The organism is Marinactinospora thermotolerans DSM 45154, assembly GCF_900167435.1.
GTDB lineage: Bacteria > Actinomycetota > Actinomycetes > Streptosporangiales > Streptosporangiaceae > Marinactinospora > Marinactinospora thermotolerans.
Genome location: NZ_FUWS01000001.1, coordinates 102,577 through 121,764, shown reverse-complemented (window position 1 = coordinate 121,764; position 19,188 = coordinate 102,577). Strand labels below are relative to the sequence as shown.

Here is a 19,188-nt window from a genome sequence, read left to right as displayed (position 1 = left end):
CTCCAGATCATGGGGGCTGCTCACCCGCGTTCCAGGAACGGGGTGAGCAGCCCCGGAACGGCGGCATCGGCGAATCCGAGCCCCTCGGTCAGGTCGACATCCGGCGCCCGGTACACCCCCTTGCCCGCGGCCGTGGTCGCGCCGATGGTGGCCAATCCCGCGGTCCGCTGCAACGGTGAGCGGGTGATCCGCCAGCCGATCACCCCGTCACGGCGCAGCGCCACCGCGCGGTGACGCAACCAGCCCGATCGCACCAGCAGGTAGGGGCCGTGCAGCGCGTGTCCGAGCCGGCGGTACAGGCCGGCCGCGTACAACAGGGCCGGTGGGAGGGCGAGCAGCACCACGGTCCAGGCGAGGTCGGGGAGCGCGGCCACAAGGGCACTGACGGCGGCGGCCACGACGGCCACCACGGCGCACGCCAGCAGCGCCCTGGACAGGCGGCGGCGCAGCGCCGCCCGGGGGTGGGCGGTCCACCGGGCCGCGGCGAGCGGTGAGCGCTCCTCCCGCAACACCGCGGCGGCCACGCGCTGGGCCTCGGCCAGGGGCAGGTCGGGGGTGAGCTGGCTCGGATCGCCCTTGTCCTGGGAACCGCTGCGGGCCAGACCGGTCGCCACCGCACGGACCCGCGCCGCGCCGGTCCAGCGCGCGGGCACGGTCGCGACCAGCTCGACGCCGCGCAGCCGCTCCTCCTCCAACGAGATCGACGTGGTGGTGAGCAGCCCGCGCCGCATCCGCAGGGTCCGGCCCCCCTCCCGGTCCAGCCGGTAACCCCACCAGCGCTCCACCGAGACGGCCAGGCCGGTGAGAACGCCGGTGGCCAGCACCGAGCCCAGGGCCACGACGGCCCCGAGCGCGGGGGCGCCGCGCAGCTCCGCCCACACCCACAGGGCGACCCCGTTCGCCACGTCGTCGCCGAACCAGCCCAGCACCGAGTACAGGCCGCCGAACACGCCCAGGCCCAACGCGGGCGTCCACGCGGCGAACGGGACGTAGCCGAACCAGCGCGGGTCCAACCGGGTGATCGCGTCGTTCGGCTCCTCGCGTCCCTCCGCGGGGTCCACACCGCGTGCCAGCAGCTCCCTGCGCAGCACCGCGGCCTCGGCCGTGGTGACCGACGCCAGACACAGCGTCTCGCCGTCCCCCTGCCCGGTGCCCACGGTCACCCGGGCCAGGCCGAGCAGCCGCGCCACCACGTCGGCGCTGACGTCGACGCTGCGGATCCGGTCGCGGGGGATCGAGCGGTGTGTCTCGCCGAACAGGCGCACCCGCCGTTCCACCCGTTCGTCGGTGACCCGGTAGCGGGTGGCGGCCACCCGCAGCCATTCGACGGCGGCGACGCCGGCGACGGTCAGGACTCCGCAGCCCGCCACGATCGCGGCGGCCACGAGCGTCCCGGTCACGGCGAGGACGGCACCGGTCACCAGGCAGGGCAGTCCGGCGAAGACCGCCAGGGCGACGGTGGTGACGGCGGCGCTGCGTGGACTGAGCCGTCGCCAGCCGGAGGCGGCGACGGCGGTGGGGACGGCGGACCGGGGGATTTCGGGGATTGGGGTGTTCACGTGGCGTCTCCGGGAGTGGCGAGGGCGGACTCGGTGAGCCGGGTGACCAGCGCGCGCGCCCGCTCGTGGTCCAGCCCGGTGATGACGAGAGGGCCCGCCGCCGAGGCCGTCGTCACGGTCACACCGGCCAGGCCGAAGAGGCGCTGCAACGGGCCCCGCGTGGTGTCCACGGTCTGGACGCGTGACATCGGCGCGACCCGCGATTCCTGCCACAGCCAGCCCGCGCGGGTGTAGACGGCGTCGTCGGTGGTCTCCCAGCGGTGCACCCGGTACCGCCACAGGGGGACGACGAGCAGGTGGGCCAGGGCGAGCGCGGCGATCAATCCCGTGGCCGGCCACAGCCAGGGCCGTACCGGTCCGGTGAGGGGGCCGGCCAGCAGCGCCGTGGCGACCGCGAGGGCGGTGACGGATCCGCCCCCCAGCAGGGAGCGCAGCGCCCACCAGCCGATCGCGCGGCGCTCGACCCGGTGGCGGGGCGGGCGCAGACGCAGGGGCGCGGTGGGCGGGGGAAGCGGGGAAGTCAGGGGTGTCATGGTGCCTCCGGGCGGTCGTCGCGGCCGTTGCCGCGGGGCGACGAAGGGGCGGGTCACCTCCGTCCGTTTTAAAAAGTGATATCACAATGCTAGTCTGAAGACATCCGATACGGACGATGAGGGAGACGACGATGAACACCGACCCCACCGCGATGGCGGTGCAGATGCCCACCCCCCAAGTACGCGAACGGGCCGCGCTCAACCTGCCCGGCATCCCGATGGTGCTGGTCGCCCTGGTGCTGGTGGTGGGAGGCGCGGCAGTGGGGGTGTGGGGGCTGACGGGCCCGGCGGTGGCCGTCGTCGCCGGCGTGGTCCTGATCCTGGCCGGCCTGCTCCTCGCCTGCGGGTTGACGATCGTCAGCCCCAACGAGGCCCGCGTGATCCAGTTCCTCGGCCGCTACACCGGGACCGTGCGCACCGACGGACTGCGCTGGGTCAACCCCGTGACCACGCGCCAGCGGGTCTCCACCCGCATCCGCAACCACGAGACCAGCGTCATGAAGGTCAACGACCTCGACGGCAGCCCGATCGAGATCGCCGCGGTCGTGGTCTGGCAGGTCGACGACACCGCCCGCGCCGTGTTCGAGGTGGACGACTTCGTCGAGTTCGTCAGCATCCAGGCCGAGACGGCCGTGCGGCACATCGCCAACAACTATCCCTACGACGCCCACGAGCCCGGCAAGCTCTCGCTGCGCGACAACGCCGACGAGATCACCGAACGGCTGTCCCGCGAGATCTCCGAGCGGGTGGAGTCGGCCGGCGTCCGCATCATCGAGTCGCGTTTCACCCACCTGGCCTACGCGTCGGAGATCGCCCAGGCCATGCTCCAGCGTCAGCAGGCCAACGCGGTCGTCGCCGCCCGCCAGCGCATCGTCGAGGGCGCGGTGGGCATGGTGGACCTGGCCTTGCAGCGGCTGGCGGAGGAGTCCGTGGTGGAATTGGACGAGGAGCGCAAGGCCGCCATGGTCAGCAACCTGCTCGTCGTCCTGTGCTCGGACCGGCCCACCAACCCGGTCGTCAACACAGGGTCGCTGTACCAGTAAACAGGCGGTTCGATCACCTTGGCCGAGCGGAAGAAGATCCTGTTACGGCTCGATCCCGCGGTCCACGACGCGCTGGCGCGCTGGGCCGGCGACGAGCTGCGCAGCACCAACGCCCAGATCGAGTTCCTGCTCCGCCGCGCCCTGTCCGACGCGGGCCGGCTGCCCCGGGACGCGGGGGCGATCCCGCGCCGGGGCCGCCCGCGCACGAGGAAGGACGACGGGACAGCGCAGGACCACGGTGAAGAGGAGAAGTGACGCCGCGGCCCCTTCCCATCGAGGGGGAAGGGGCCGCGGCGTCGAGCGTGCGGCCGTCTCAGCCGCGCGCGGGCAGGATACGGCCGGTGACCTCGCCGAACCCGATCACGCTCCCCTGGGGGCCGGGCGCCGTCGCGGTGATGCTCACCCTGTCGCCGTCGGCCAGGAACGAGCGCTCGCCCCCATCGGGGAGCCGCAACGGCTCCTCGCCGTTCCAGGCCAGCTCCAGCAGGGAGCCGCGCTGGTCGCGCTCGGGTCCGCTCACCGTCCCCGAGGCGTAGATATCGCCGGTGCGCAGCCGCGCTCCGTTGACGGTCAGGTGGGCGAGCTGCTGGGCGGGGGTCCAATACATCTGCGCGAACGGGGGGCGCGCCACGAGGTGCCCGTTGAGGCGCACCTCCAGGCGCAGGTCCAGCCCCCAGGGGTCGTCCTCGACGTCACGCAGGTAGGGCAGGGGCTCGGGGTCGCGGGCCGGCGGGGCCACGCGGGCCTCCGCCAGGGCCGCCAGCGGGACCACCCACGGCGAGACCGAGGTGGCGAACGACTTGCCCAGGAACGGGCCGAGCGGCACGTACTCCCACGCCTGTAGATCACGCGCCGACCAGTCGTTGAGCAGGAACGCCCCGAAGACGTGGTCGGCGAAGTCCGCCACCCGCACCCGCGTTCCCGGCTCGGTGGGGACCCCCACGACGAAACCCACCTCGGCCTCGATGTCCAGACGCGTCGACGGCCCGAACAGCGGCGACTGGTCGTGTGGCCCCTTACGCTGCCCCGAGGGGCGCACCACGTCGGTCCCGGAGACGACCACGGTGCCGGCCCGGCCGTGGTAGCCGATCGGCAGGTGCCTCCAGTTCGGTGTCAGCGGCGGCTGGCCCGGCCGGAAGATCCGGCCGACGTTGGCGGCGTGGTGTTCGCACGAGTAGAAGTCGACGTAGTCGGCGACCTCGAAGGGCAGGTACAGCCGCGCCGACGCCCGGTCGTGCAGGTGCGGCCGGACCCGGTCGGCCAGCGTGGCGTCGGTCAACCACGTGGTGACGGCGTCGCGCACGTCGCGCCAGGCCGCGGGCCCGGCCGCGAGGAGCGGGTTGAGCGTGGGACCCGTCAGCAGACCCTCCAGGGAGGACCCGAGGGCCCGGGCGGTCGCGGCGACGTCGAGCACGTGGTCGCCGATCGCCACGCCGACACGTGGCGCGGGCGTGCTCTCGGTGCCGAAGACCCCGTAGGGCAGGGTGGCGATGCCGAACGGGGAATCGGGGGCGATGTCGAGCCAACTGGCGGGCAAGGAATCCTCTCTTCCAATCCGTGGAACACGGCCCGGGACGGCCCCGGGCTCAGACGCGGGAGAAACGGGGGAGAAGGCCCAGGTCGGCCAGGTCCGACAGGGGCTCGGTGACGCTGCACGTGCCGTAGGAGACGAATCCGGCGCGTATCGCGCGCGCCGCGGACGTCCCCAGCGCGCCGGCCTCGGCGGCCAGGCGCCGCCCGTCGCGCACGGCCAGCACGCCGGCGATCCGCTCGGGCGGGGCGCCGTTGAGGGCGGCGTGGACGGCCAGCAGCACGTTGAGGAATCCGTGGTGCTGGAACCCCGTGTCGGCCGCGGTGTGGCGCACCGCGTGGTGCAGGCCGGCCGTGCACTTGAACGGGACGGCGAGGTCCACGGCGGCGCGCACGAACACCGCCAGCTCCTCTTCGGCGGGAAAGGCGTCGGCGCGTACGCCGCCGGTGCGGTACTTGGCCCGCAGCCCGGCCTCGGCGACGACGGCCAGTGACGCACGGGCATCACCCGCGCGTGGAACCTCGACGTAACCGGTGACACCGTCGGGCAGGTGACGCGCCAGCGCCTCGACCGTGCGCCGTGTCCCGGCCACCGGGGGGTCGCCGGGCGCCACGGCCGCCTCCACGGCCACCAGCCTGACGCCGGCCAGCGCGACGGCGGAGGAGACCGCGGGCCCGACCGCGTCGGCACCGCCGGGCACGGTCACCCCGATGCGCAACGGCTCGGCGTCGTCCTCGCCGGCCAGGACGGGCGCCAGCCGGGGCAGCGCGGTGTCGGCCACCAGGAACGGTCCCACGAACGGGGCCAGCGGTCCGTGGCGGTACCCGCGGTGGGCGGGTACCGCCACCTCCATGGGCGCCAGGCCGGGCGGGAACAGCGCGGCGTCGTCGAACAGCGCGCCCACCAGCTCCGCGACGGCGCTCACGGCCGCGGTCCCCGCCCCGACCAGGTCCAGGCGTAGCCCGGGTCCTCGGCGGTCAGCCCGCCCTCGCCCAGGTCCAGTGGGCGGAAGGTGTCCACCATGACGGCCAGTTCGTCGAAGGCCTCCACGCCGACGCTGCGCTCATAGGCGCCGGGCTGGGGCCCGTGGGAGTGCCCGCCCGGATGCAGCGAGACCGAGCCCTGGCCGATCCCCGAGCCCTTGCGCGCCTCGTAGTCGCCGCCGCAGTAGAACATGACCTCGTCGGAGTCGACGTTGGAGTGGTAGTAGGGCACCGGAATCGACAGCGGGTGGTAATCCACCTTGCGCGGCACGAAGTTGCAGATGACGAAGTTGGGGCCTTCGAACACCTGGTGGACCGGCGGCGGCTGGTGCACCCGTCCGGTGATGGGCTGGTAGTCGGCGATGTTGAAGGCGTAGGGGTACAGGCACCCGTCCCAGCCGACCACGTCGAAGGGGTGACGGGGGTAGGTGTAGCGGGTGCCGGCGATCCCGCCGGGACCGGGGCCGCGGTGCTTGACGAGCACGTCGACGTCCTCGCCCTCGGCCACCAAGGGACCGGCGGGACCCCGGAGGTCGCGCTCGCAGTAGGGGGCGTGTTCCAGGAACTGGCCGTAGCGCGATAGGTAGCGCCGGGGCGGGGCGATGTGCCCGGACGCCTCGATCGCGTAGGCGCGCAGCGGCTCGTCGCCGGAGGGGATCCAGCGGTGGGTGGTGGCGCGGGGGATGACGGCGTAGTCGCCCCGGCCCACCTCCAGCGCGCCGAACACGGTCTCCAGGGTCGCCGCCCCCGACTCGATGTAGACGCACTCGTCGCCGATCGCGTTGCGGTACAGCTCCGAGGCCGTCCCCGCGGCGACATAGGAGATGCGCACGTCGTCGTTGCCCAGCACCAGTCGGCGGCCGGTGACGGGGTCGGTGTCCTTCCAGTCGTCACCGAACAGGGTGTGCAGGCGCAGGTGGCGCGGGATCAGCGGCGAGTTGGGGGTGCGGGACTGGTCCGGGGGCTCCCAGACCCGGGCGTCGACGATCGCGGAGGGGATGTGGCGGTGGTAGAGCAGGGAGGAGTCGGAGGAGAACCCCTCCTCGCCCATCAGCTCCTCGTAGTACAGGCCCCCCTCGGGGGTGCGGTGCTGGGTGTGCCGGGTCCGCGGCACCTCGCCCACGCTGCGGTAGTAGGCCATGACGTTCTCCTCGGGTCGGCGTGTTCGTCGCTGTGCGGGCCCGGCCGGAGCCGGTTCTCATCCGGCGGTGGGGGCGGCCTCCTCCCCGCCGGCGATCCGGTGTCCGAAGGGCTCGGGGGAACGCGGCGGGACGACTCCGGGCCCGCCGCGTCCCAGCGCGGTGCGCACGGCGGTGGCGACCGCGGCCGGATCGGTGGCCTCGACCACGGCGGCGACGTGGGCGTCGGGACGCAACAGCCAGGCCTCGCCCGGCCGGGCCTCCAGCGCCCTGGTCAGCGCGCCGGTGTGGTCGATCTCGGGCAGCACCAGCGCCGACACGGGAGCCCTGGTGACCGCCCGCGCCGCGGTCAGGGCCGCGGTGGCGCCGGCGGCGTCGGTGGTCAGCAGGGTCAGTCCGAAGCGGGCCAGCGGGCGCAGCCGGGCGGGACGGTCCTGGCCGGCCAGGCGCACGGGAGCGTCGGGTACCAGGACCCCGGGGCAGGGGAGGGGGGCCTGCCCGCGCGGGGGGCGGCCGGGGAAGGGGCGTTCCGGATGCGCGGTGGTCAAGGGGGAGGCGGTGTACCAGAAGGGCTCGGACAACCGTCCCGAGTCGACCTGCTCCCGGGCCGAGGGCTCGGTCAGCGCGCGTTCCAGGACGCTCTCGCGCCATCTGCGCTCCCGTTCGCCATGGGGCACCAGGAAGCGCATCGTCGCGCTGGTGATCTCGACGTTCTCGCGCGCGGCGGCGTGACGTTCCAGGTGGTAGCTTTCCAGCAGCTCCGCACCGCCCCAGCCGTTGACGGCGAAGGCCAGTTTCCAGGCGGCGTTCTCGGCGTCGTGGACGCCGGAGTTGAGGCCGCGCGCCCCGAACGGGGCGACCAGGTGGGCGCAGTCGCCGGCCAGCAGCACCCGGCCCACCCGCATCCGGTCGGCCAGGCGCGTGTGGAAGCGGTACAACGAGCGCCACACGACCTCGTAGGGCCGCTCGCCGATGATCTGGCGGATGCGGCGGTCCAATCCTCCCGACCTCTCCTCCGCGTCCAGGTCGAAGTCGGGAGGGACCTGCCAGTCGATCCGGTAGACCGAGTCGGGGCAGGGATGGATGAGCACCTGCCGGCCGGGGTTCCAGTCGGGGTCGAAGTGGAAGCGCCGTTCCCGCTCCCAGCCGGGCAGGTCGGCGCGGATGTCGCAGATGAGGAAGCGGTCGGCGAAGCTGTGCCCGGCGAAGTCCACCCCCAGCGCCTCGCGCGCGACCCGCCCCCGGGCGCCCAGGCAGGCGATCGCGTGGGAGCCGCGCAGCCGTACCGGCCCCGCGTCGGTGTCGCACTCCACCACGACGCCGTGCTCGTTCTGGTCGATGCCGGTGACCTCGTGACCCCAGCGCACGGCGATCCCGGCGGCCGACAGCCGCTCGTCGAGGATCTCCTCGGTGCGGGCCTGGGAGATGTTGACGAATGGGGGCAAGGGGCTGGCGCCCCGGTCGCGCAGCCGGATGCCGAACAGCTCGACGTCGCGGTAGAAGGTGCGTGCCGTGTCCCAGGTCAGCCCCTCCTCGACGATGGCGCCCGCGCCCAGGGTGTCCCAGACGTCCAGGACGTCACGTTGCTGGCAGATGGCCTTGGAGCCGACGGGATCGCGGGCGGGACGGCCGTCCACGATCACCACGGGCAGGCCCCAGCGGGCCAGGAGCAGCGCGGCGGTCTGCCCCACGGGGCCGGCGCCCAGCACCAGGACCGGTTCGCGATCGTCGGGGACGTGGCTTCTACGGTCGGCCATGGCCGGCATCCCTCTCAGTCCTGGAGCAGGTCCCAGATCTCGCGGTCGCGTTCGGCCGTCCAGATGACGGGCCGTTCGATCCCCGAGAGTTCGTCCCACAGGCGTGAGACGTCGAAGGGCAGGCAGTGTTCGAAGATCGGCCAGTGGCCGTAGCGGTCGGCGAGCGCGGCGTGGGCGGCCTCGAACGCCTCCTTCAGCGTTCCCCCGCGCGCGTGCACCGCGCCGACCTCCTGGAGCATGACCCGCAGGAAGTGGCGGGTCTGCTCGATGGCGGCGTCCACCGCGGCGCGTCCGCGGGTCACCGGGCCGCGCCCGCCCACGAGCATGTCGGCGCCCAGCGCGGCGACCCGGTCCAGGGTGGGACCGGCCCAGTCGCGGTGGAAGGCGTCGCCGGTGTAGAGCGCGGCCTCGGCTTCGACGAGGTCGCCGGCGAAGAGGATCCGCTGCCGGGGCAGCCAGGCCACGATGTCGCCTTCGGTGTGGCCGCGGCCGAGGTGTTCCAGGACGAGTTCGCCACGGTCGCCGCCGAGGTCGATGGTGACCCGGTCGGCGAAGGTCTGGGTGGGCCAGGTCAGTCCCGGGACGGAGGAGGCGTCCTTGGCCAGGCGCGGCATGCGCTCGAACTCGCTCTTCCAGTCCTGTTCGCCGCGTTCGGCGATGAGGGCGCGGGTCTTCTCGTGGGCGATGACGATGTCGGCGTCGAAGGCGCTGGCGCCCAGGACGCGCACGGCGTGGTAGTGGGAGAGCACCAGGTAGCGGATGGGCTTGTCGGTGTGCTCGCGCAGCCGGGCGAGCCAGGCGCGGGCGGCGGTGGGGGTGGCCAGCGCCTCGAAGCAGATGAGGAAGTCCTCCGCCTCGATGGCGCCGATGTTGGGGTCCCCCTCGGCGGTCAGCGCGTAGACGCCGTCGGCGAGGACCTCCAGGGTCTGTTTCTTCTCGTCGAGGTCGGCGGACGAGGCGAAGGGCTTCTTGGCCATGGTCGGGCCTCCGGAGCAATGATCAAACCTTTGATTAATCGGACGCTACGTGCTCCAGGTCACGCGACCAAGGGTATCGCGCCACTTGCTTATGTGAAGTGAGTCACATGATTTGTCCGGCCTGAAAGGGCGGGCGCAACGGCCGCGTGGCAGGGCCGCCGCCAAAGAGGCGCGGTGGACTAGGGTGGGGCGGCGTGAGCCACGGAACCGACATCCCCGACGGGCTGACCTTCTGGTCCTTCGTGGACTACGCCGTGGAGCGGGTCGGGCGCGCGATGCCCTCGGTGGACCTCGACGCCATGCGACTGGTCCTCACCCTGCACCGGGTGACCAGCATGGTCGTCTACGACCTGGAGTCATCGGTGCACCGCCCCAGCGGATGGACGTGGCCGGGGTTTCGGGTCCTGTTCGTCCTCTGGCTGGCCGGCCCGATGGAGGCCAAGACCGCGGCCGAACTGTCGGGTATGAGCCGGGCGGCGGTCTCCTCCCTGGTCAACACGTTGCACCGGGACGGGCTGGTGACCCGTGAGCGCGCCGACTACGACCGTCGCGCGGTGCGCATCGGCCTGACCGGGGCCGGGCGCGACGCCATCGAACGGGGGTTCGTCGCGCACAACAGGCGCGAGAGCGCCTGGGCCACGGCGCTCACGGGCGAGGAGCGCGCCACCCTGGTCGCGCTGCTGGGCAAGCTCATGGAAGGGTCGTCCGCCGCCGAGGCCAAACGGCGGAGCTGAGGGCCGGGCCGCCCGGCCCCTCCGGCTCAGGGGCGGGCGAAGGGGGACAGGGCGGCCGCGCCGGTGGCCTCCAGGATGCCCCGCGTCTCCATCAGCGCCTCCAGCACGCGCTCGCGCAGATCGGGGGTGCAGCGCGCGGTCGGGATGGAGCAGCTCAGCGCGTCCATGGCGGGGGTGTCGTAGCGCAGCGCCACGCCCAGGCAGGTCAGCCCGACGACGTTCTCACCGTTGTCGACCGCGTACCCACGCCCGCGTATCGCGGCCAGCTCGGCGAACAGGCCCGCCCTGTCGGTCACGGTGGTCTCGGTCAGGGCCGCCAGTTCGGCGGGCAGGAGCGCGTCGACCTCCTCGTCGGAGCGCTCGGCCAGCAGGGCCTTGCCCAGGGAGGTGCTGTGCGCGGGGAGACGGCGTCCCACGCGGCTGAAGGGGCGCAGGTAGTGACGGGACTCGCGGGTGGCCAGGTAGACGACGTCGGGGCCGTCGAGCCGGGCGAAGTGCAGGGTCTCGCCCAACCGCTCGGACAGCGCGTCCAGGTGGGGACGCACGAGCGCGAGCCGGGGATCGGCGTCGATGTAGGCCGTGCCGGCGAGGAGCGCCCGGATGCCGATGGAGTAGAGCGACCCGGTGGGGTCGGTGCGCACCCATCCGCGGTGCACCAGGGTCTGGAGCAGCGCGTACAGGCTGCTGCGCGGCACCGACATGCGTTCGGACAACTCTCGCAGGGTCGCGGGCTCCCGCAGGCCGCCGAGAAGTTCGAGGAGTTCGACGGTGCGGGCCGCGGACTTGACCTCGCGCACGCCCGATGACTCGGTCACGGGACTCCTTCCGGAATGGCCGGCGCATGGACGCGGTCGCGGACGCGAAGTCCGGCGACCGGAGTCGCGTCGATGTCTGTCTAGATCCGGAGATTGTATCCAAGGGGGTGGACAGCGCCGGTCGGCGTCGGCGGAAACGCGGGACGGGGCGCCTCTGGGGGCGGGGTGACCTGCCCGGACGTGCCGGTGGCCATGCTCTCCCGCGTCATCGGGGCCGCCGGGGTGGCGCCGGCCGGGCCGAAGGCAGCGTGTCGTGGGCGCGGCGTGGCCGCGGGATCCGCTGGGGACGCGGGAGCGGCGCGCCTCGCCTGAGGTGCGGAGCGGGCGTCCGATGCCCGGTTTCCACCCTCCTGGCAGCGTTGCTCACATGTTGACGTGATGTGTCTCGCAGATTAATGTTCGTTTCCATACGAAAAAGCTGTCTACATATGGAGACAAATTGAGTGATGTGACCACGCCCCGGGATCCGGTCGATCGTCCCGCGGGCGTCCGCGAGACCGCCGAGCGGCTCGCCGAGGGCATGCGCCGTTCCGTCCTCGCCTTCCCGCTGACCGCATTCGGCCCCGACGGGGAGTTCGCCCCCGCCGAGTTCGACGCCTACCTCGACCACCAGCTCGCCGCCGACCCCGGGGCGCTCTTCGTCGCCTGCGGGACGGGGGAGTTCTTCAACCTGGGCGTCGAGGAGTACGAGCGGATCGTCACCGCCGCGGTCCGCCGCGCAGCGGGCCGCCTGCCCGTTGTCGCGGGCACCGGCTACGGCACGCCACTGGCGGTGGAGTTCGCCCGCGCCGCCCAGCGCGCCGGCGCCGACGCGCTGCTGCTCCTGCCCCCCTACCTGATCCGCTCCCCCCAAGAGGGACTGCGCGCCCACGTCGAGGCGGTCGCCGCGGCCACCGGGCTGCCGCTCATCGTCTACCAGCGCGACAACGTCACCTTCGCCCCCGAGACGCTGGCCGAGCTGGCGCGCGTGCCCACCGTCATCGGTCTCAAGGACGGGCACAGCGACCTCGACCGGGTCCAGCGCCTCGTCCGCGCCGCGCCCGAGGGGTTCCTGTTCTTCAACGGCGCGCCGACCGCCGAACTCCAGGCCCGCGCCTACGCCGCCACCGGTGTGCCCGCCTACTCCTCGGCCGTGCACGCCTTCGCCCCCGAGATCGCCGGCGCCTTCTTCCGCGCGCTCGGTGAGGGGGACGACGCGACGGTCGACGGCCTCCTCGACGGCTTCTACATCCCCTGGGTGCGGCTGCGCGACAAGGGGACGGGATACCCGGTGTCGTTGGTCAAGGCCGCGGCGCGGATCCGCGCGAAGGAGATCGGGGCCGACGTCGGCCCGGTCCGTTCCCCGCTGGCCGAACCCGCCCCCGAGCACCTTGAGGAGGCGCGCGAGCTCATCCGCACCGGTCTGAGCCTCGTCGCCCGCTGACCCCCAGGAGACCCCATGACCACACCGACGACCGGCGCGCGCGTTTCCGAGGTGCGCGTCACCCCGATCCTCATCACCGACCCGCCGCTGCTCAACCTCCAGGGGGTCCACCAGCCCCTCACCCCCCGCACCATCATCGAGGTGCACACCGCCTCCGGCCACGTCGGCCTGGGGGAGACCTACGGCGACACCGAATACCTCGACGCGATCCGCAAGGTCGCCCCCCATCTCGACGGGGTGGAGGTCGCGCGCCCGACCGCGCTGAAGGCCCTCATCGACCAGATCCTCGGGGAGGAGACCCGGGAGGCCGCCACCGCGGACGTCCCCGCCTCGGGCCTGCGTGGCAAGCGCGACCTGGCCAAGCTCAAGGCCAGCGTGTTCGCGGCCTTCGAGGTCGCGTTCCTCGACGCATGGGGGAAGGTCCTCGGTGTCCCCGTCCACGCGCTGCTCGGCGGCAAGGTGCGCGACCGCGTGGACTACAGCGCCTACCTGTTCTACAAGTGGGCCGCCCATCCCGGGCAGGACCCCGACGCCTGGGGCGCCGCGCTGGATCCCGCCGGCGTGGTCGAGCAGGCCCGGATCTTCGTCGAACGCTACGGCTTCACCTCGATCAAGCTCAAGGGCGGGGTCTTCGAGCCCGACGCCGAGATCGCCGCGGTGCGCGCGCTGCGCGAGGCGTTCCCGGACATGCCGCTGCGCCTGGACCCCAACAGCGCCTGGTCGGTGGAGACGAGCCTGTACGTGGCCCGCGAGCTCACCGGGGTCCTGGAGTACCTGGAGGACCCCACCGCGGGCGTCGAGGGTATGGCGCGGGTCCACGCCGAGACCGGCATGCCCCTGGCCACCAACATGTGCGTCACCGGCTTCGACGAGGTGCCCGAGGCGTTCGCCCGCCGCGCCGTCCAGGTGGTGCTCAGCGACCACCACTACTGGGGCGGGCTGCGCGCCACCCTCGACCTCGCGGCGATGTGCCGCTGCTACGGGGTGGGGGTCTCCATGCACTCCAACACCCATCTGGGTATCAGCCTCGCCGCGATGACCCAGGTCGCCGCGGCCGTCCCCAACCTCCACCACGCCTGCGACACCCATCGCCCCTGGCAGGAGGAGGACGTCATCACCCGCCCGCACACCTTCACCGGGGGCGCGGTCGAGGTCGGCGACGAACCCGGCCTGGGCGTCGAGCTGGACCGGGAGGCGCTGGCCGACCTGCACCGTCGCTGGGCCGACAGCGAGGTACGCGACCGCGACGACGTCGCCGCGATGCGGGTCGTCGAACCGGAGTGGAACGCTCCGCGGCTGCCCCGCTGGTAGCGGATCTCCCTGCCGGCCCCACGGACCGTGCCGCGCGGGCGCGGTCACGGCTTCCGGGTGGTGGCCGCCACCCGGAAGCCCCTCCTCGGCGTCGCCCCGCCCTCGCGGGACGGCGCCGCAACGGGCGCAGCCGGATCGAGCCGGATGCGCCCCGGATCCTGCGGAAGGCATCCACATGACCCCTCTCAACCACCCTATCCAGCCGCGACCACTGGCCGCCGAGACGGTCGAGCTGGCCTGGTCGCTGCCGGAATGGGCGCTCATCGCGACCGTCGTCGGCGGCGTGGCGCTGCTGCTCGTGCTCGTCATGGCGGCGAAGATGCACGCCTTCATCGCGCTGCTCATCGTCAGCATCGCCGTGGGGGCCGTCTCGGGCCTGCGTTTCGTCGACATCCCCGGTGTGCTCCAGGAGGGCATGGGGGCGACACTCGGCGACATCGCCATCATCGTGGCCCTCGGCGCGATGCTCGGCCGGATGATGGAGGAGTCGGGCGCGGCCCGCGTCCTCTCCGAGTACCTGCTCAAACGCTTCGGGGAACGGCGTTCCCCGCTGGCCGTCGGTGTGACCGCGCTGATCTTCGGCATCCCGGTCTTCTTCGATGTCGGCTTCATCATCATGCTGCCGCTCATCTACGCCGTCGCCAAACGGTCGGGACGTTCGCTGATCAGCATCGCCCTGCCGGCCGCGGGCGGACTGGCGATCATGCACGCGGTGCTGCCGCCGCATCCCGGCCCGGTGGCCGCGGCGGGACTGCTCGGCGCGAGCCTGGGGTGGGTCACGATCATGGGCCTCATCTGCGGCCTGCCCGCCTGGTATCTCGGCGCCTACCTGTTCGGCTCGCGCCTGGGCGACCGCGTCTTCGTCCCGGTTCCCGCCGGCCTCTCCGCCGAGGCCGAACGCCAGGCCAAGGGGGAGGACGGCGACGAGGAGGCGCGCGCCCCGGGGTTGGGCCTCACCCTGGCCATCATCACGCTGCCGGTCCTGCTCATCCTGCTCAACACCTTCTCCTCGGTGTTCCTGCCCGAGAGCGGCCTGCGCGACGCGCTGATGTTCATCGGCGACCCGATCACGGCGCTGATCATCGCGACGCTGCTGTCGTTCTGGCTGCTGGGGCTGCGCGGCGGGTTCAGCCTGGAGCGCGTCGAGAAGGCGGCGACCGCCGCGCTCGGCCCGGTCGCGCTGGTCCTGCTCGTCACCGGGGCCGGAGGGGTCTTCGGCGAGGTGCTGGAACGCACGGGAGCCGGGGAGGCGCTGGCCGACGTGCTGGGTGAGACCTCCCTGCCCGTGATCGTGCTGGCCTTCATCATCGCCACAGCGCTGCGCGTGGCCCTGGGCTCCAAGACGGTCGCCATCGTCACGACCGCCCCGATCGTGGCACCGCTCATCGCCCAGGCCGGGATGGGCCAACCGGAGATCGCGCTCGTCGTCATCGCGATCGCGGCGGGCGGGACCGTGCTGTCCCACGTCAACGACTCCGGGTTCTGGCTGATGAACCGCTACCTCGACATCGACATCAAGACCACGTTGAAGAGCTGGACGATGATGGAGACGCTCATGGGGGGCATCGCGTTCCTCATCGCCGCCGCCATCAGCGCCGGCCTCGCGTTCACCACCTGACCCATGGGGCGGGCCGCCCCGCGCTCCGCCCCACCCACGACAAGGAGAGGAAGGTTCACCATGGTCGATCAGGCCGAGGTCCTCAGCATCGATCCGCGCACGGGGAAGGTGGCGGAGGTGGTCGCCACCGAGAGCTCGCCGGAGGAGGTGGCCGCGCTGTGCGCCGCCGCCGCCCAGGCGGCACCCGAGCTGGAACGACTCGGGCGCGCCGCGCGGGTCCGCATGCTGCGGGCGATGGCGGCCGCCCTGGAGGCCGACCGCGAGACGATCGTGGGATTGGCCGACCGGGAGACCGCGTTGGGCGCCCAGCGGCTCAACGGCGAGCTGACGCGCACCCGTTACCAGTTCGAGCTGTTCGCCGACGCGGTGGAGGAGGGCTCCTACCTCGAAGCCGTGATCGACCACCCGATGGACACGCCGATGGGTCCCCGGCCGGACCTGCGGCGGATGCTGATGCCGTTGGGGCCGGTGGCGGTCTTCGGGGCGGGCAACTTCCCGCTGGCCTTCTCGGTGCCCGGGGGCGACACGGTGGCGGCGTTGGCTGCGGGCTGCCCGGTGGTGGTCAAGGCCCATCCGGGCCACCCGGCCACGTCGCAGCGCTGCTTCGAGGTGATGGCCGCCGCCGCGCTGGAGGCCGGGGCGCCGCGCGGCGTGCTGGGGCTCGTCCACGGACAGGAGGCGGGGGCACTGCTGGTCACCGACCCCCGGATCAAGGCGGTGGGGTTCACGGGGTCGCTGCGCGGCGGCCGGGCCCTGTTCGACCTGGCGGCCGGGCGACCGGATCCGATCCCCTTCTACGGCGAGCTGGGCAGTGTCAACCCCCTGGTCGTGACCCCGCGGGCCGCCGACCAGCGCGCGGGCGAGATCGCCGAGGGGATCGTCGGCTCCTTCACCATGGGCCAGGGGCAGTTCTGCACCAAGCCCGGCCTGGTGTTCCTGCCCGAGGGCGAGTCGGGGGAGGCGGTCGCCACGGCGATGGCCGAGGCGGTCTCCGGCCGTGCGGCCGGGACGCTGCTGAGTCAGGGCATCCGCGAGGGCTACCTGTCGCGTTCGGCGGCGCTGTCCGAGGCGACCCGCGTGCTGGCGGAGGGCGCGGCCCCCGGCGAGGACGGCTGGCAGGCGCCGGTGCTGCTCTTGGCGACCGAAGCGCGACGCCTGGACGCCGAGGTCGCCGAGGAGTGCTTCGGTCCTTTGACCCTGGTGGTCACCTACCAGGACGAGGAGGAGCTGATGCGGGCGCTGTCCGCCCTGCCGGGTTCGCTCACCGGCACCGTTCTCTCGGCGCGGGAGACGGAGGACGCGACGGCGCAGCGCGCGGCCGCGCGGTTGCGCGACTTCTGCGGCCGGGTCGTGTTCAACGGTTTCCCGACCGGGGTCGCGGTGAGCGCGGCGATGACGCACGGCGGGCCGTGGCCGGCGACCACCGATCCGCTGCACACCTCGGTCGGCCTCACCTCGATCCGCCGTTTCCTGCGCCCGGTCACCTGGCAGAACGCGCCGCAGGAGGTGCTGCCGGAGGAGCTGCGGGACGGTTTCACCGGGGTTCCGCGGCGTGTGGACGGTCGGTCCGGGTCGTGACGACCCGCGGTCGAGGACCAGGTGAGGTGAAAATCTGCGCCTGAGCGGGAAAACCTGAAGGAAAGAAACGGGGTAGGCGGGCCTGCCCTTCCCGGCGCGGCGCAGGCCGGGGGAGGAGGGGTGAGCGGGCCGGGGACGGCGGCCCGCTCGCCCTTCGCCTCGCTCTCCCCGCCCCAGCGGTGCTCCGTCGGACGGTTCGGCGGGCGCGGTCCACCCCTGAAGGGTCAAAGCATCACCAGACGCTTTGAAAAGGACATTCGATATATCCCTGGGGCGTAGTGCTAATTTCTCCCTATGACCGAACTGTCAGCAGGTGACCGGCCATGCCGCTGGTCTCCCTGGGATTCCCGGCCACCCCTCGCGGACGTTCCGTCCGGCGTGGCCCGAAGTCCCGGCTGACGGCAGGGCGCGAGTCGCGCCCGATCCGGGATCCCCGACCCCGAAACCCCCACGTCGTCTTGTCCTCGTCCCCGCCCCGGCCCCGGGGCGGGGTTCACGCCCGGTAACCGGAGGATGCGGATGGACAGTGGCAGGGAGTACCCGAACCCGTTCAGTCGGTGCCCCGAATGCGGACTGGTGACCGAACCGCGCAGGCTCGACTACGTGGCCGCGGCGCACGGTCGCATCGACTGGGGGCACCCGGTCGTCGTGACGTGCCTGGCCTGCGACCGCCCTCATGAACTGACGCCCCTGGACGTCCTCGAACTGGACGGATTCCACGAGTGCGACCAGTGCGGCCAGATGACGCCGTGCCCCGAGGAGGCCGCGCGGCTGCACTGTCTGCGCTGCGGTGCGCTGGCCTGCCGCCCGGTCCTGCACGACCCGGTGGCCCGGCCGGAAACGGTGGTCTGAAGCAGGGCAGCCTCCCCGCGCGTGCCCTCGTCCGTCGGAACCGGGCGAGGGCACGGTCGCGTCCGGGGCCGGCCGGCGACGGGAAGGGCGCCACCATGCCTGCGCGGAAACGGGGCGCCCTGCCCGCGGGGCGTTCACGAGTCGGCCAGGGCCGCGCGGGACTCCTCGGTGTGGGGATGGTCGGGGCCCAGCACCCGCTCGCGGCCGGCCAGCGCGAGCTCGAACTCGCTTCGCGCCTCCTCGCGCCGCCCCTGGCCCCGCAGGCACAGGGCCAGTCCGTGCCGCCTCGGGGGGATGATCGTCCATCGGACCCCTTCCCTGCCGGACCGCCGTGGAGGGGAGCGGCCCGCGAGGTCCAGCGCACCGGATCATCCGCGAGGCGGTCAAGGGGATGGCCGCGGACGGCCGAACCGTCCGCGCCCCGCCCTCAGTCGCGCGGGCGGCGCCGGGCGAAGTCCGCGGCGATCTCCTCGAAGGTGGCCCAACGCACCCCTTCGTGCCCGTTGACGTGCTCGATCAGCCGTTCGTGCATCGACAGCACGTGGGGACGGCCCGACACGTCGGGGTGAATCGTCATCGCGAAGACCGCGTAGTCGTATTCGCGGTACACCCAGTCGAACTGATCCCGCCACATCTGCTCGATGTCGCGCGGGTTGACGAAGCCGTGGCTGTTCGGACTGGACTTGATGAACATCATCGGTGGCAGGTCGTCGAGGTGCCACGACGCGGGGATCTCGATCAGGTCGGTCTCCTCGCCGCGCTCCAACGGGCGCATCCACTCCTGGGCGGGCCTGTCGTAGTCGATCGGGGTCCACGAGTCGCCCACCCGCACGTAATAGGGCTGGAAGTCGTGGTGCATCAGGGAGTGGTCGTAGCGGAACCCCCGTTCCAGCAGGAGCTCGTTGGTGATGGGGGAGAACTCCCACCACGGGGCGACGTAGCCGACGGGACGCCGCCCGGCACGCTCCTCGATGAGTTCGATGCACCGGTCCAGGACCGCGATCTCCTGGTCGCGCGACATCGCGATCGGGTTCTCGTGGCTGTAGCCGTGCACGCCGATCTCATGACCGGCCTGGGAGCAGGCCGTGAACTGTTCGGGGAACGTCTCGATGGAGTGGCCGGGCCAGAACCACGTCGTGGGGATGGCGGCGCGCCGGAACAGCTCCAGCAGGCGGGGCACCCCCACCTCGCCCGCGAACATGCCACGGGAGATGTCGCAGGGCGAGCCCGCGCCCCCGTAGGAGCCGAGCCAGCCTCCCACCGCGTCCACGTCGACGCCGTAGGCCACCAGGATCTCCTTCGCCATGACAGTCGGCTCCCTTCGTCGTGCCACTC

The 19,188-nt window shown here is 72.7% G+C and carries 18 protein-coding genes; 8 read left to right on the top strand and 10 right to left on the bottom strand.

Annotated elements, in window-relative coordinates:
• Positions 1–20 precede the first annotated feature (20 nt).
• Positions 21–1,559: a PH domain-containing protein gene (locus B5D66_RS00525; RefSeq protein ID WP_078759555.1), complete on the bottom strand. Its 1,539-nt coding sequence runs from the start codon at positions 1,557–1,559 to the stop codon at positions 21–23.
• Entirely contained in the window at positions 1,556–2,092 is a 537-nt protein-coding gene (locus tag B5D66_RS00520; protein WP_078759554.1) for a PH domain-containing protein, read from the bottom strand. The genes B5D66_RS00525 and B5D66_RS00520 overlap by 4 nt, the downstream gene beginning before the upstream one ends.
• 116 nt (positions 2,093–2,208) lie before the next feature.
• Here B5D66_RS00520 and B5D66_RS00515 point away from each other — a divergent pair, with 116 nt between their 5' ends.
• The gene (locus B5D66_RS00515; protein WP_394330017.1) at positions 2,209–3,135 is read left to right on the top strand and encodes an SPFH domain-containing protein; all 927 of its coding nucleotides are present in this window, start codon (positions 2,209–2,211) and stop codon (positions 3,133–3,135) included.
• An 18-nt stretch (positions 3,136–3,153) separates the two neighbouring features.
• Positions 3,154–3,390 (top strand): type II toxin-antitoxin system antitoxin, encoded by a 237-nt coding sequence (locus tag B5D66_RS00510; RefSeq protein WP_078759552.1) that lies wholly within the window; start codon positions 3,154–3,156, stop codon positions 3,388–3,390.
• A 58-nt stretch (positions 3,391–3,448) separates the two neighbouring features.
• On the opposite strand, the gene fahA is transcribed toward B5D66_RS00510, so the two are convergent.
• From fahA to B5D66_RS00485, 5 genes are read right to left on the bottom strand one after another with little or no spacing between them, the layout of a single operon-like run.
• A complete protein-coding gene (gene fahA, locus B5D66_RS00505) occupies positions 3,449–4,672 on the bottom strand; it encodes a fumarylacetoacetase (protein ID WP_078759551.1) in 1,224 nt (407 codons plus the stop codon).
• Between the two features lie 49 nt (positions 4,673–4,721).
• Positions 4,722–5,591 carry a hypothetical protein gene (locus B5D66_RS00500; RefSeq protein WP_078759550.1) on the bottom strand — a complete coding sequence of 290 codons (870 nt, stop codon included), beginning with the start codon at positions 5,589–5,591 and terminating at the stop codon, positions 4,722–4,724.
• Positions 5,588–6,790 carry a homogentisate 1,2-dioxygenase gene (locus B5D66_RS00495; RefSeq protein WP_078759549.1) on the bottom strand — a complete coding sequence of 401 codons (1,203 nt, stop codon included), beginning with the start codon at positions 6,788–6,790 and terminating at the stop codon, positions 5,588–5,590. The genes B5D66_RS00500 and B5D66_RS00495 overlap by 4 nt, the downstream gene beginning before the upstream one ends.
• Before the next feature lie 57 nt (positions 6,791–6,847).
• Complete coding sequence (locus B5D66_RS00490; RefSeq protein WP_078759996.1) at positions 6,848–8,545, bottom strand: FAD-dependent monooxygenase; 1,698 nt, start codon at positions 8,543–8,545, stop codon at positions 6,848–6,850.
• A gap of 14 nt (positions 8,546–8,559) precedes the next feature.
• On the bottom strand, positions 8,560–9,522 hold the full coding sequence (locus B5D66_RS00485) for an MBL fold metallo-hydrolase (RefSeq protein ID WP_078759548.1): 963 nt from the start codon (positions 9,520–9,522) through the stop codon (positions 8,560–8,562).
• Between the two features lie 194 nt (positions 9,523–9,716).
• Here B5D66_RS00485 and B5D66_RS00480 point away from each other — a divergent pair, with 194 nt between their 5' ends.
• Entirely contained in the window at positions 9,717–10,256 is a 540-nt protein-coding gene (locus B5D66_RS00480) for a MarR family winged helix-turn-helix transcriptional regulator (protein ID WP_078759547.1), read from the top strand.
• A 26-nt stretch (positions 10,257–10,282) separates the two neighbouring features.
• On the opposite strand, the gene B5D66_RS00475 is transcribed toward B5D66_RS00480, so the two are convergent.
• Positions 10,283–11,071 (bottom strand): IclR family transcriptional regulator, encoded by a 789-nt coding sequence (locus tag B5D66_RS00475; protein ID WP_078759546.1) that lies wholly within the window; start codon positions 11,069–11,071, stop codon positions 10,283–10,285.
• A gap of 439 nt (positions 11,072–11,510) precedes the next feature.
• Here B5D66_RS00475 and B5D66_RS00470 point away from each other — a divergent pair, with 439 nt between their 5' ends.
• The 5 genes from B5D66_RS00470 (at position 11,511) to B5D66_RS00450 (ending at position 17,853) form a co-directional block, all read left to right on the top strand.
• Positions 11,511–12,494: a 5-dehydro-4-deoxyglucarate dehydratase gene (locus tag B5D66_RS00470; protein ID WP_078759545.1), complete on the top strand. Its 984-nt coding sequence runs from the start codon at positions 11,511–11,513 to the stop codon at positions 12,492–12,494.
• A gap of 15 nt (positions 12,495–12,509) precedes the next feature.
• Positions 12,510–13,805 (top strand): glucarate dehydratase family protein, encoded by a 1,296-nt coding sequence (locus tag B5D66_RS00465; RefSeq protein ID WP_078759544.1) that lies wholly within the window; start codon positions 12,510–12,512, stop codon positions 13,803–13,805.
• Positions 13,806–13,980: 175 nt separating this feature from the next.
• Positions 13,981–15,423 carry a GntP family permease gene (locus tag B5D66_RS00460; RefSeq protein WP_078759543.1) on the top strand — a complete coding sequence of 481 codons (1,443 nt, stop codon included), beginning with the start codon at positions 13,981–13,983 and terminating at the stop codon, positions 15,421–15,423.
• Positions 15,424–15,483: 60 nt separating this feature from the next.
• Positions 15,484–17,001, top strand: a complete 1,518-nt coding sequence (locus B5D66_RS00455) for an aldehyde dehydrogenase (NADP(+)) (protein ID WP_078759542.1) — start codon at positions 15,484–15,486, stop codon at positions 16,999–17,001.
• Between the two features lie 519 nt (positions 17,002–17,520).
• Positions 17,521–17,853: a hypothetical protein gene (locus B5D66_RS00450; RefSeq protein WP_078759541.1), complete on the top strand. Its 333-nt coding sequence runs from the start codon at positions 17,521–17,523 to the stop codon at positions 17,851–17,853.
• Between the two features lie 134 nt (positions 17,854–17,987).
• On the opposite strand, the gene B5D66_RS26510 is transcribed toward B5D66_RS00450, so the two are convergent.
• Both B5D66_RS26510 and B5D66_RS00440 read right to left on the bottom strand, forming a co-directional pair.
• The gene (locus B5D66_RS26510) at positions 17,988–18,122 is read right to left on the bottom strand and encodes a tetratricopeptide repeat protein (protein ID WP_394330023.1); all 135 of its coding nucleotides are present in this window, start codon (positions 18,120–18,122) and stop codon (positions 17,988–17,990) included.
• A gap of 158 nt (positions 18,123–18,280) precedes the next feature.
• Positions 18,281–19,159, bottom strand: a complete 879-nt coding sequence (locus B5D66_RS00440) for a polysaccharide deacetylase family protein (RefSeq protein ID WP_078759540.1) — start codon at positions 19,157–19,159, stop codon at positions 18,281–18,283.
• Positions 19,160–19,188: the final 29 nt, after the last annotated feature.